The 12,161-nt window shown below is 56.5% G+C and carries 11 protein-coding genes; 2 read left to right on the top strand and 9 right to left on the bottom strand.

Translation table 11 applies throughout. The features are described 5' to 3' along the window. Nucleotides 1–15 precede the first annotated feature (15 nt). Complete coding sequence (locus tag K0B01_01705; GenBank protein MBW6484852.1) at nt 16–1,569, bottom strand: DEAD/DEAH box helicase; 1,554 nt, start codon at nt 1,567–1,569, stop codon at nt 16–18. 379 nt (nt 1,570–1,948) lie between these two features. On the opposite strand from K0B01_01705, the gene K0B01_01700 reads away from it, so the two are divergent. Continuing rightward, the gene (locus K0B01_01700) at nt 1,949–2,434 is read left to right on the top strand and encodes a zinc ribbon domain-containing protein (protein ID MBW6484851.1); all 486 of its coding nucleotides are present in this window, start codon (nt 1,949–1,951) and stop codon (nt 2,432–2,434) included. Between the two features lie 202 nt (nt 2,435–2,636). Here K0B01_01700 and ilvC read toward each other — a convergent pair whose 3' ends face one another. The 4 genes from ilvC to K0B01_01680 form a co-directional block, all read right to left on the bottom strand. Then, nucleotides 2,637–3,686, bottom strand: a complete 1,050-nt coding sequence (gene ilvC / locus K0B01_01695; protein ID MBW6484850.1) for a ketol-acid reductoisomerase — start codon at nt 3,684–3,686, stop codon at nt 2,637–2,639. 143 nt (nt 3,687–3,829) lie between these two features. Further along, entirely contained in the window at nt 3,830–4,324 is a 495-nt protein-coding gene (gene ilvN, locus K0B01_01690; protein ID MBW6484849.1) for an acetolactate synthase small subunit, read from the bottom strand. Nucleotides 4,325–4,406: 82 nt separating this feature from the next. Then, nucleotides 4,407–6,065, bottom strand: a complete 1,659-nt coding sequence (gene ilvB, locus K0B01_01685; protein MBW6484848.1) for a biosynthetic-type acetolactate synthase large subunit — start codon at nt 6,063–6,065, stop codon at nt 4,407–4,409. Between the two features lie 379 nt (nt 6,066–6,444). Continuing rightward, on the bottom strand, nt 6,445–7,782 hold the full coding sequence (locus tag K0B01_01680; GenBank protein MBW6484847.1) for a Gfo/Idh/MocA family oxidoreductase: 1,338 nt from the start codon (nt 7,780–7,782) through the stop codon (nt 6,445–6,447). A gap of 112 nt (nt 7,783–7,894) precedes the next feature. Here K0B01_01680 and K0B01_01675 point away from each other — a divergent pair, with 112 nt between their 5' ends. After that, nucleotides 7,895–8,059, top strand: a complete 165-nt coding sequence (locus K0B01_01675; protein ID MBW6484846.1) for a hypothetical protein — start codon at nt 7,895–7,897, stop codon at nt 8,057–8,059. Nucleotides 8,060–8,084: 25 nt separating this feature from the next. On the opposite strand, the gene K0B01_01670 is transcribed toward K0B01_01675, so the two are convergent. The 4 genes from K0B01_01670 to hpt are packed head-to-tail and all read right to left on the bottom strand — an operon-like array spanning nt 8,085 to nt 12,143. Further along, nucleotides 8,085–9,431 (bottom strand): amidase, encoded by a 1,347-nt coding sequence (locus K0B01_01670; protein MBW6484845.1) that lies wholly within the window; start codon nt 9,429–9,431, stop codon nt 8,085–8,087. Further along, nucleotides 9,424–10,401: a D-glycerate dehydrogenase gene (locus tag K0B01_01665; protein ID MBW6484844.1), complete on the bottom strand. Its 978-nt coding sequence runs from the start codon at nt 10,399–10,401 to the stop codon at nt 9,424–9,426. Before K0B01_01665 ends, K0B01_01670 begins: the two co-directional genes overlap by 8 nt. Nucleotides 10,402–10,457: 56 nt before the next feature. Then, on the bottom strand, nt 10,458–11,474 hold the full coding sequence (locus K0B01_01660; GenBank protein ID MBW6484843.1) for a zinc-ribbon domain-containing protein: 1,017 nt from the start codon (nt 11,472–11,474) through the stop codon (nt 10,458–10,460). 48 nt (nt 11,475–11,522) lie between these two features. Then, nucleotides 11,523–12,143 (bottom strand): hypoxanthine phosphoribosyltransferase, encoded by a 621-nt coding sequence (hpt, locus tag K0B01_01655; protein ID MBW6484842.1) that lies wholly within the window; start codon nt 12,141–12,143, stop codon nt 11,523–11,525. Between the last annotated feature and the right edge of the window lie 18 nt (nt 12,144–12,161).

Below are 12,161 nucleotides of genomic sequence, written 5' to 3'. Positions count from 1 at the left end.
TGATTTGTAAATTGTCTATTGCTGTGCGGCTGCTGACCCCTCCCCGGAGGAACTGCGCCGGGGTTTTCTCGTCCTCGGCCGTTTTTTGCCTGCACCGCCATTCGGCGCCACCGCCGCGGTTATCGCCACGCTTATGGACGGCGACTGAGGCGCCTTGTGCAGCGTTTTGTTGTAGTAATCATCCAGAAGCATCGCGATCAGCGGGGAATCTTCTTCCGCTTCGGAAAGGGTTCTGCCCAGAGAAATGAAGCGCCGCATCCTTTCCCGCTCGAGGTTGTCGCGCGACCGGAGATCAGCTTCCAGGCCGGCGATGACCCGCTGGGCGACGATCTCCGCGACATCATTTTCCTCGGGGAGTTTTCGTTCTTCCATATCGGTGATGTTGAAACTGCGAGCAATGGCCTTAAGCGCAAACTGCTCCATCCCGGCCGCCAGGGTAATCGCGGTGCCGCTTGCCCCCACCCGCCCGGTTCTTCCCGCCCGGTGGATGTAGAGCTCCGGGTCCTCCGGCGGTTCATATTGAAAGACATGGGAAAGATCGGGGATGTCAATCCCCCGGGCTGCCACGTCGGTTGCCACCAGAAAACGCAGGTCGCCCTTGCGGAGCCTCCCCATGACCTTTTCCCGGTCGCCCTGGGAAAGATCGGAGCTGAGTTCATCGGCATCGTAGCCAAAGCGTTTCAACACCACGGTGACAAAATGGACCGTCGAGCGCATATTGCAAAATATGATTGCCGAAATCGGGTTTTCCATCTCAATGATTCTTATCAGCGCCCGTTCCTTCTGCACTCCCTGAACAATGTAGAAAAGGTGCGCTGTATTGGCGACATGGATATGGTCGCGGCTCAGACTGAGGAAATCCGCCTTGCCCAGAAACTCCTCGGCCAGCCGGATGATAAAAGGCGAAAAGGTCGCGGAAAACATGCACCCGTTGAGGGGGTGCTTGGGGAGAAACTGCTGAACCCTTTTCATGTCCGGATAAAACCCCATCGAAAGCATCCGGTCTGCCTCGTCGAAGACGAAAATGCTCAATTTGTCGAGCTTCAGGGCGCCTTTGAGGAGGTGATCCAGAATGCGCCCCGGCGTTCCGACAACAAGCTGCGCCCCGGCGCGAATGGCCTCAAGCTGGGGTTCGTATTTGACGCCGCCATAAACGACGACTGTTCTGAGTCCGCTCCCCTCGGTTAAAAGCTCCGCTTCCCGGGAAACCTGCAGGGCAAGCTCCCTTGTCGGCACCAGAACCAGCGCCTGGCACGCCTTTTTCTGCGGATTTATCCTCTCGATGATCGGCAGCAAAAAGGCGCCTGTCTTGCCGCTCCCCGTCTGCGACTGCACCATCAGATTCCTGCCGGCCATGATATAGGGAACGGCCTGGGACTGAACCGGCAGCAATCCCGTCCAGCCGGCCATCGCGCATGCCTTCTGGAGGCGCGGCGAAAGGTCGGAAAGGGTAATTGCGGCAAGCGGGTTTTCCGGATGTTCTTCATCGCCATTGCGCACCGGTTGTTCCAACTCCATTGTTTGACTATTTGCTGTCTGATTTTGCTCCTCTTTATAATCCTCTTCCATCTCTCACCTTCTGCCCTGCTCGGGCGTTATCTATCTCTTTTCCCCGGGTCTTTTACCCGGAGAACCCTCTCCATCGCCATTCCTGACGGATTCTTCGCCAAGGGCCGCAGCCATCAGAATACTTCATACTCAGCGGCTTAAAGTCAACCGACCCGCATACCGCTATACGCCGGCGGCGGGATATTGTCAAGTAATTTGCTGTCTAAGTTACGAATATCTGTATAATTTAAATAGACAGAGGCCTCCCTGCCTCAAGCGGAAGAAGCGTAAATGTCAGTTTTAATGGAATCGCGTCCTTATATTTTTATGGTGGTTCAAAAAATAGTCGTTTCATGCTATACGTACTACAGCGTTATGAAAAAGGAGAAAACCACAAAATATGCCAATTTATGAATTTTACTGTGAAAACTGCAACACCGTCTTTAATTTTTTCTCCCGGGGCGTAAACACGCAGGCAGCCCCCATCTGCCCGCGCTGCCAGGGTCCTCTGAAGCGGCAGATGTCTCTCTTCGCAAAGGTCTCCAGGGGCAAAGAAGAATCCGCCGGCGAGGAAATGCCGCAACTCGACGAGGCGAAGATGGAAAAGGCGATGGCGATGCTGGCCGGCGAGACTGAGAAAATGGACGAAAACGATCCGCGCCAGGCGGCGCAGTTGATGAGGAAGCTGAGCGACGCCGCGGGAATCTCCTTCGGCGACGGCATGGAAGATGCCCTGAACCGTTTGGAGCAGGGGGAAGATCCGGACCGCATTGAAGAGGAGTTGGGCTCGCTTCTGGAGGCGGAGGAGCCGGTTTTATTCAATAAAAAAGGGAGCGGCCGAAAAAGAACCGCTCCTTGCGTTGACGAAACCCTGTACGACCTCTGAAAAAAACTGGGGTCAGAGACACATTATGTCTTAATTTATGGCAATTTCTGAATTATAACACTCCCCGAAATCTGGACAGGGCAGCATGGTGCATGGTAGGCTGCCATAACGGGAAAACGCGGTGAGAGACGCGCGGGCAGCAAAAAACCCGTGCGCCTCTGCTGAAGAAGAACCAAATGCAAGCAATAAAAGTAAGCGCCGTTTATTTCCGGTTTTCCGGACGAAGCGCGCGGACAGCGGCGCCCGCCTGCCACATCTCGCTGTTTTTCATCGTCTCCAGTTCGGTGTCGAGTTTTTCCCGATAATCAGGGGCGCTGTTTGCCGCAAGGACAATCCGCGTTTCCTCGCCGGAACGGACGCTTTCATAGAGCTTTTCGAAAGTCGGGGCAACGGCGTCCCGGAAGGGGCCCTTCCAGTCGAGGGCGCCGCGCTGGGCGGTCGTGCTGCAGTTGGCGTACATCCAGTCCATACCCTTCTCCGCAACCAGGCGGATCAGGCTCTGGGTCAGTTCTTCCACCGTTTCATTGAACGCCTCGCTCGGGCTGTGGCCGTTTTTCCGCAACACGTTGTACTGGGCTTCCATGACGCCGGCAAGACATCCCATCAAAACGCCCCGCTCGCCGGTCAGATCGCTGAAGACTTCCTTCTCAAACGTCGTCGGGAAAAGGTAGCCGGAGCCGACGGCGATGCCGAGGGCCATGGTCTTTTCCGTCGCCTTGCCGGTGGCATCCTGGAAGACGGCGTAACTGGAGTTGATGCCGCTCTTGTCGAGAAAATTGTTTCTCACCGAGCGGCCGGAACCCTTGGGCGCCACGAGAATCACATCGATATCAGCCGGGGGAACGACGCCTGTCTGCTTGCTGTACGTAATTGAGAATCCGTGAGAAAAATAAAGGGTTTTACCCTTGGTCAGGCACGGTTTGACAATGGGCCAAAGCTGTGTCTGTCCGGCATCGGAGAGCAGATACTCGATAATCGTCCCCCGCTTCGCCGCCTCTTCTACCGAAAAAAGGGTTTCTCCGGGGACGAAACCGTCGCGGATGGCCTTTTCCCAGGTAGCGCCCCCCTCACGCTGTCCGACAATCACCCGAATCCCGTTGTCCCTGAGGTTAAGAGCCTGGCCGGGACCCTGCACCCCGTAGCCTAAAATCGCGATCGTTTCCCCGCTGAGGACCGCCCGCGCCTTGTCCAAAGGAAACTCATCCGAGGTAACAACATCCTCCCAAACGCCACCAAAATTGATCTTTGCCATATTCCGCTCCTTTCGTTGTTGTGGAAAGCACTCGCTGTGCTATATCCCTGAATAAAACCCTTCACAGGTTTTCCCTCTCCCTTCTATTGCCGTCCGCCAGGGAGTCCCTCTTGTTCGAAAAAACTCTTCAGTTTTTTCGTTTTTTACCGGCCGGACGGCTGTCGGAAAACGGCAATCGCCCCGGTGCGATTCATCTCCTCCACCCCGAACGGTTCGAAAAATTTGAGTATCGCCGCAGTCTTGTCGGTATTGGCTGTAACTTCCAAAATCAGATAATCCTCATCCATCGCGACGATTTTGCAGCCGAACAGATCGATTGCCCGGAGAATCTCCCGGCGGTTTTCCTCCTTGATGCGCAGACCGATGATCATCAGCTCCCGCTTGACGGAAGGGATATCGGTCAGATCGGTCACCGAAACGATATCGACCAGCCGGTCGAGCTGTTTTTTGATCTTGTCGGTGAAATCCCTGTCCGCCCGACTGGTAAGCGTGATCCGCGAAACATCGGGATTGGTCGTTTCGGCGACGCAGAGGCTCCGTATATTGTAGCCCTTGCTGGAAAAGACGCCGGCAATCCGGGAGAGCACCCCGGGCTGGTTGTTGACGAGCAACGAAATGATATGTTCCTGAACTGCCATTATTTTTAAACCTCCTTTACCTGCCTGTACGTTTGACGCCCTCTTGAAAAGCCGCGTCCACCCCTGCTTTTCGTCCCGTTGTTTATTTGCCGGAAATCATCTCCACGTTTGACTTGCCCGGAGGAATGATCGGATAGACGTAGGTGTCCTGATCGATGACCGCCTCCACAAGATAGGGGCCTTTCGCCTCTTTCATCCGCGCGATTGCCGCGTCCGGGTTGCCATGCACGGGAATCCGTTCGGCGGGGATGCCGAAGCCGCGCGCGACGGCGACAAGATCGACCGTGTCGCCGAGGGCGCAGTTTGTAAAACGCGCTTCAAAAAAGAGATCCTGCATCTGCCGGATCATTCCGAGATGGCCGTTATTGAGGACAACGATCTTGAGCGGCAGACAGTACGAGCTGATTGTCGCCAGCTCCTGGATATTCATCAAAAAACCGCCATCGCCGCTGACAGTCACCACTTCCCGCTCAGGGGCGCCGATTTTCACGCCGATCGCGGCGGGGAGGGAGAAGCCCATTGTCCCCATGCCGCCGGTGGTAATGAGGCTGCGGGGAGAACGACACTGCCAGGAGCGGACGGTCCATATCTGGTTGAGTCCCACATCGGGAATGACAATCGCGTCCCGGGGCAGCGCGGCCTGAATTTTGCGAATCAGCAAACCCGCCTCCCCGCAACCGTCATCGCCCTCTTTTGCCGCCGACAGCGCCCGTTCCTCGTTTATTCTTGTTTCCCACTGGGAGCGATCACGGGGAGGCACAAGTTCGGAAAGAGCGACAAGGGCGTCTTTGATATCACCTATCCATTGAAAATCGACCTTGATGTTTTTCCCGATCGAGGTGGGGTCGATATCGATCTGGGCGACCGACGCCAGCGGCGCGAACTTGGCAATGACGGAGGTACTCCGCTCAGTAAAGCGGGAGCCCAGGGCGAGAATGAAATCGGACTGGTGAATCATGCTGTTGGCAAGTTGGTTTCCGTGGGTGCCGATGAAGCCGAGGTCGTAGCCGTTGCCGGAGATGATCGAGCCGATGCCCATCATCGTGGAAACAAAGGGTATGCCGGTTTTCTTGACGAAAGCGGTTGCCAGGTCGCAGGCATCGCCAAGTTTGATTCCCCCGCCGATCAGGATGATCGGCCGTTCGCTACGATTGAGCGCCTCGGCAATCCGGACAAGCGCCTCGCCGTTTTCATACGGCAGCGGTGTGTTTTCCGGAATGCTGCGTTCGTTGCCGCTGTCAGGGGTGCCGAGAATATCCCGGGGGATGTCGAGCAGAACCGGGCCGGGCCTGCCCGAGCGGGCCAGGCGAAAGGCGCTGCGCAGGGATGAGGCAATCTGCTCGGGGTCCCGCACCATGAAGCTGTGCTTGGTGATGGGCATCGTAATCCCGATGATGTCCGTCTCCTGAAAGGCATCCCGGCCCCAGAGTTCGCTGTTCACCTGGGCGGTGATCGCAACCAGCGGGGTGGAATCCATGTAGGCGGTGGCAATGCCGGTCACGAGATTGGTAGCGCCGGGGCCTGATGTGGCAAGGCATACGCCCGTTTTGCCGGTTACCCGGGCATAGCCGTCGGCAGCGTGCGCCGCCGCCTGTTCGTGGCGCATCAGGTAGTGGCGGATGGGACTGTCGGCAAGCCGATCATTGAGGGGCAGGGTGTTGGCCCCCGGATACCCGAAAATCGCTTCCACCCCTTCTTCTTCCAGAACTTGTAAAACAATGTCCGCGCCAATGGTTTTCATTTCAAAATTCCCTTCTTGCAGTAGCTGTTAATCCCTGTTTACGCTGTTTTCCCTGTTGGGGCGCACGTGCCGGGCCCCTGGTTTTAATTGTCAAACCGCAGCCCCTAAAAACAAAAAAGCCGCGATCCTTTGCGGGGTCGCGGCTCGCATCTTCTATTTGATTGTGTCAAAGACGCCGAGCAGCAACCCTCCCGGGGATAATTACTACTACTACGCCCGATATAAGCGATAACGCGTAAAGATCAATCTCTGATTTCTTAATAAACTGATTATTCATGGCTCTTCCCGTTTATGAACATTAAACTGCGCTTTTCGCTCCTGTTTGTGGAGTCACCCATAACAAAATGAAAATGGCTTGTCAAGAAGGTTTTCCGAAGCGCTATGCAAATAGTTTTTCCAGCTCCCGACGAAGCTTGTAGGCACGCGTTGTCTCATCCATCGCTACATCATCCCAGCAGAGCATCTGGCCTTGCTTAACCGGACGGATGACTTTGACGTCATGGGCGAGTCCCAAGGGCAATCCGCCCAGGGCGACCGATTTTTCGGCCGGCAGCAATTTCCCCCAGACGGTGTAACCGCCTTCACCATCGAGGATAGTTCCCGGCTGCAGATCGCTTTTGGCGGTTGCCGCCACATCGGCATTCCAGCATTCGGCTGAGCCCGTTGCCTCCCTGCGCAACGCCACGCTCGCCACCGACATGCCAACCTCCAGGCCGATCAGATGCCAGCGCTTATAGAGGGTGAAATATCTTCCACTGGGATCCGTATGGGCGTTGTATTCCTCAAAACAGTTTTTGATGTATTCTGTCTCGGCCTCCACTGTCACCCAAACACCCATGCGGATGTCATAGGGGATCTTTCTGCCGTCCACCTCCAGCGAGGAAATGACTTCGACCATTCCCTTTTTTTCCAGAACGCCGCCCTCGGAAATCGGGCGGGTTACATAGGGAATATCCTCAACGCTGGCCGGAGGGTAAAGCAAGCCATTGCTGGGCACAGACAATCCGGTGGCATTGGCGACGGCGGCGCTCTCAATGGCAGGTTTAGAGCCATCCAGAAAACTGTTGAACATCTTCGGGTTCAAGCCGCCCCGCGCCGCCTGCTCCGGCGTGAGCCCGTAATAGCCCCAGACGGTATCGGGCGTGGATTGATTGAAGTGGGGGAGCCACTTATGGCCGCGACCGGCGGCAACAACCGGAAAACCGCACGTCCTTGCCCAATCCACCAAATCGCAAATCAGGGCCGGCTGATCGCCGAAGGCCAGTGAATAGACCACCCCCGCTTCCGCAGCCTTCCGGGCGAGCAGGGGACCGCAAAAGGCATCGGCTTCGACTGTCACGTTGACGACGTGTTTGCCATGCCTGAAAGCGAGCAGGCAGTGTTCAACCGCGGCGAGTGGCTGTCCCGTGCATTCAACGATGACGTCAAGGGCCGGATGTTTGACCAGCGCCTCCCAATCTTCGGAAATGCAGGTGAGCCCCGTTTTTAGCGCGTCATCGAGGGAAGGAGCAGCGGATTGCTGCTCCTTCCAGCCAACGCGCGCCAGGTTGCGTTTGGCCCCTGCGGGCGAGAGATCGGCGATGCCGACCAAATGAACGCCGGGGATATTGGGCAGTTGCGCCAGGTACATAGAACCAAACTTGCCGGCGCCGATTAGTCCCACACGGATTGCTTGATGATTGGCGGCGAGTTGTTGCAGTTTTGCATGCAGACTCATAAAGTCCCCCCTCTGGAGATGAGCAGACAATGATGTTGACACTGTTTTTCTGTGATATTATAGGGGAAATAATTAACGTAGTCAATCAGCAATCATCGGGAAGGAGGACAACATGCTTTCAGAAAACATCCCACGCGGGTACAAGGACCTTGTCTTATCGTTGGCTTCTTTTTTCCTTGCCTGCATTTTCTTGAGCGCTCCAGTCTTTGCCGGCGTGAACGCTTTCGAGGTGGTCGCGTTCCTGGCGATTCCTCCGGAAATTGCTAATTATCATTGAACTATCAAAGATAAAGCTTGAAATTTCAACATACATCATTACCGCTTGCATGGAAAGGAGCCCAGACGGGAAAGGGCAGCCGCTCTTCGCACCACAGGGCCGTGGACAAGACAAGATCGTCATTCCCCGCGGCGCCGACAATCTGCAAACCCAGGGGCAGGCCCAGGGGACCTTGGCCCGTCGGGATGGTGACTGCCGGAACGCCGCAGAGACTCCAGATGGAGCAGAAGGCGGGGTTGCCCGTCTGGGCAAGGGTGGCCGGCGCCTCGCCTGTTGCGGGCGGGGTAATGATGGCGTCGAACCGGGCAAGAAAAAGCCTCAGTTCATCGCGGAGGCAAAGGCGCTGGGAAAGGGCCCGCTGATAGGCAACAACCCCGATCTTTGCTCCTTTGGCAATGATGTCCCGCAGGGTTGCGCTCAAAAGCGGGGCATGCTGAAGGGCAAGTTCCTCCATGTTAAAGGCCGCTTCGGCCGCCATGAGCGTCTGGATTGTTCCTTGCGCAAGCTCAAAGCTCTCCGGCAGTTCACACTCTTCAACATGGGCGCCGCCTGTTCGCAATTTTTCGATGGTGTTTTGAAAATTTTGCCGGGCGTGTTCGTCGGCCTGCTCCCAGACTGGGGTCTTTACTGCCGCCAAAAACGGCGCGGCGCCGCGTTTGACTACGGCGGGGGAGATGTGTGCATTTTCGGCGGACAGTGAAGCCGCAAACCAGGCGGCATCTGCGACGCTGCGGGTAAATACGCCCGGCTGATCCAGCGTGTGGCTGAATGTCAGCGCCCCCTCTACCGGGATAACCCCCTGGGTCGGTTTGAAGCCCACTATCCCGCAAAAAGCGGCGGGGCGGATGACGGAGCCGTTGGTCTGCGTTCCGATGGCGGCGGGGACAAAACCGGCGGCAACTGCCGCCGCCGAGCCACTGGAAGAGCCGCCCGGCGTATGGAGTATGTTCCAGGGATTGCGAGTCTTGCCGGGCGCGTAAAAGGCACACTCCGCGGTAACGGTCTTTCCCATTACAAAGGCGCCCTGCTCCTGGAGTCGTTCCACCACGCGGGCCGATTTTTCAGGAATATTGCCGGCGAATGCCGCAGAACCCATTTCCGTCGGCACTCCGGCAGTAGCGAAGATATCCTTCACCCCGACGGGTATCCCCTGCAGCGGGCCGGGCGCCTCCCCCCCCTTGAGGCGGCGATCGGAAATACGGGCGGCTGTGAGCGCCGCCTCGGGATCAAACCAAGCCCAGACGCGGATTTCTTCGTCATAAAGGCTAATTCTCGCAAGCAACGCCTGCGTGTATTCTTCGGAGGTGAAACGCTTTTCCGCAATTCCCTTAACCGCGTCAATCAGGCTCAAGGCGGAAAGCGGTCTATCCATGTTTGACCTCCGGATTAAGCAGGTCCGGGGGATTGCCGGCAGTCAGGGCGGCAACGAGGTTTTCCGCAGCCTTCATCGCCATTCTCAGACGGGTTTTCTCGGAAGAACTGGCGATATGGGGCGAAAGCACCACGTTGGTCAGCTCCCGGAATCCCGGATTCAGCGCCGGTTCCCCCTCAAAGACATCCAGCCCGGCGCCCGCTATTGTCCCCGAGCGCAGCGCCGCGATGAGGGCTTTGTCATCAACCACCCCCCCCCGGGCGGCATTGATGAGAATCGCGGATTTTTTCATCCGCGACAGCTCCTGCGCGCCGATCAGATGATGGGTCTGCTGGTTGTAAGGCACATGGAGGGTAACGATGTCCGCACGGCTCAGGAGTTCCTCTTTTGATACATAGCGCGCCCGGCAGGCTGATTCGAGCTCCGGCGAAACGCGGTTTTGATTGTGGTAGAGCACCTCCATGTCGAATCCGAGCGCCCGGCGCGCCACGGCCTGCCCGATTCTTCCCATGCCGATGATTCCCAGCGTGGCCTGATGGATGTCAAGACCCAGCAACTGCTTCAGCTTCCACTTTTCCCATTTACCGTCCCGGAGGTACCGCTCCGCCTCGGTCAGCCGGCGGGCCGCGGCGAGAATCAGCGTCCAGGTGAAATCGGCGGTTGTATCGTCCAGAACGCCGGGGGTGTTCGTGGCCATGACGCCATGGGCGCTGCAGGCGGCAAGATCTATATTGTTGTAGCCGACGGCGATATTGCAGACCGCCTTCAGGCGCGGGCAGCGGCCGAGCAGCTCCCCGTCGATCCGCTCGGTCAGGGCGATCATCGCCCCGTCCTTGTCGGCAAGCCTCTTCGCCAATTCCTCGGCGGTAAGCACCCTGTCTTCCTGATTGGCCTCAACCTCGAAATGAGCCGCCAGCAAATCCAGCGCCTCCGCGAATACCTCCCGCGTGATCAATATCTTTTTTTTCATGCTTCCTTCCTCTTTTCCCTGTAACATGATGAAAATCTATGCAGAGCGCGTCAAAATCATAAGGCTCGCTCTGCGCCCGCGATGGTAACGGACGTCTTGAGCGCCCCGGTTTGCTCCTGCATGAAGACAATCATGAAGGGGATTTCACCGTTCGGCAAAACCCGCTCGCCGGAAAAGTCGCTTCCCTGGGGAATCGACAGCTCCCGCTGAATCTCTGCCTCCGTCATTGCCCCCAGTTCCTCGTCCGTCAGAGTATTGCCGCAATAGACTATCTTTTGCCCGAGGACAACATCATAGGGGTCGACAACGACCAGGCGCACTTTTATTCCGGAAACCGGATAGGCGGCCTGATTCACGACAACCCCCTCAATAACATGGAGACTGCCCGTGATGATGTTCGTGACGGTACGCTGGCGCAGATCCTTTACCAGCAAGGATTCAAACGGCGCCCTTGTATCAGTCTTCTCTACCGGAACAAGGTTTTCCAAAACGGGAATACCCTTGAGATAGGGAGCAGCCTCCTGCAGCGCTTCACGTCTGATCTCAGGAGAGACGAACAAAACAACGGCGCCTGCGACAATCGCGATGAATAAAAGGAGCGCAATCAGCGCCAGGATGATTCTTCCCCAGCGTCGCCGCTTTTTGGGTCGTTGCTGCGGTTTGGCAACCTTCTCCCGGAGCTCCTCCTCTGTTTCATTCACCTGACCAAGGAGCGACAAATCCTCAGGCTTTATATCGTGATCAGGGAAGCCCGCCAAGGGGTCGCTTTTAACATCGATCACCGGCTCACTTTCCGCTAAAGGCTGCCCGGGAAGCGGCGGCGCCTGCGTGATTTTCTCGTCTGTATTGCCCATGGTTCCGTTGCCCGGAGGAAAACGATCATCGGGCGCCCTCTTGGCATCGCTGATTCTGACCGAAGCAATCTCGTCCGACTCCCCCAGGCGGTGGTTGGACGGTTGCGGCTGGAAAAAAACATTCTGGCAGCGGCTGCAGCGCACCCAGACGCCGTCGCTCGCAAGCAAAGAATCATCAAATCTGTACTGGGTTTCACACTTCGGGCACTGAATAATCATAGCCCCTCCTTACATTCAGGCAATTTATAAACATTCAGCTTCGCTTATTTAATTTTCCCTTAATACGCGTACTTCAGGAAAATAACGATATTTTTCGTCATAATCAAGCCCGTACCCGACAACAAACTCATCAGGAATGGAAAAGCCGACGTAATCGGCAGTAAAGGGCACGCGCCTTCGGGACGGCTTGTCGAGCAGGACACAGACCTTCAGCGACGCCGGCTGCCGTTGCTTCATAATATCAACAAGGGAAGAAAGGGTGAAGCCCGTATCCAATATATCCTCCACAATCAGCAGATCGCGCCCCGCAACCGGCGTCTCGACATCCTTGCCCAGCACTATCCGTCCCGAACTTTCCTGATTTCTTCCGTAACTCGCAATCCGGACAAAATCAACGGCACTGGGAACCTGGATCATGCGGAGCAGATCAGCCATAAAAATGAAGGCGCCTTTGAGAACGCCGACTACGAGCAGATTCTTCCCCTGATAATCTCGGGTTATGGCGGCCGCCAATTCTGCTACCCGGCCCATAATTTCCTCTTTCGGCAAGAGCACCTCGGTCGCCGATTCTTTCACTACAGCCCCCCCTTGCCATCTTTCGCACGGCTTTGCAGTGTTTGCCCGATACCATGGTTCATTTTCAACCTTAGCTTTTCTTGCCCCCAACATGGCGTTTGCTCAAGGGGA

The organism is Syntrophobacterales bacterium (assembly GCA_019429105.1).
Taxonomy (GTDB): domain Bacteria; phylum Desulfobacterota; class Syntrophia; order Syntrophales; family UBA5619; genus DYTH01.
Note: the sequence above shows the minus strand (reverse complement) of the source record. Positions and strands in the feature narration are given on the sequence as shown.

Coding starts and splice junctions, on each gene's coding strand:
- ilvC (MBW6484850.1), bottom strand. CDS start 3,686: ATGGCAAAGATCAATTTTGGTGGCGTTTGGGAGGATGTTGTTACCTCG.
- ilvB (MBW6484848.1), bottom strand. CDS start 6,065: ATGAAAACCATTGGCGCGGACATTGTTTTACAAGTTCTGGAAGAAGAA.
- K0B01_01700 (MBW6484851.1), top strand. CDS start 1,949: ATGCCAATTTATGAATTTTACTGTGAAAACTGCAACACCGTCTTTAAT.
- K0B01_01675 (MBW6484846.1), top strand. CDS start 7,895: ATGCTTTCAGAAAACATCCCACGCGGGTACAAGGACCTTGTCTTATCG.
- K0B01_01660 (MBW6484843.1), bottom strand. CDS start 11,474: ATGATTATTCAGTGCCCGAAGTGTGAAACCCAGTACAGATTTGATGAT.
- K0B01_01670 (MBW6484845.1), bottom strand. CDS start 9,431: ATGGATAGACCGCTTTCCGCCTTGAGCCTGATTGACGCGGTTAAGGGA.
- K0B01_01665 (MBW6484844.1), bottom strand. CDS start 10,401: ATGAAAAAAAAGATATTGATCACGCGGGAGGTATTCGCGGAGGCGCTG.
- hpt (MBW6484842.1), bottom strand. CDS start 12,143: ATGTTGGGGGCAAGAAAAGCTAAGGTTGAAAATGAACCATGGTATCGG.
- ilvN (MBW6484849.1), bottom strand. CDS start 4,324: ATGGCAGTTCAGGAACATATCATTTCGTTGCTCGTCAACAACCAGCCC.
- K0B01_01680 (MBW6484847.1), bottom strand. CDS start 7,782: ATGAGTCTGCATGCAAAACTGCAACAACTCGCCGCCAATCATCAAGCA.
- K0B01_01705 (MBW6484852.1), bottom strand. CDS start 1,569: ATGGAAGAGGATTATAAAGAGGAGCAAAATCAGACAGCAAATAGTCAA.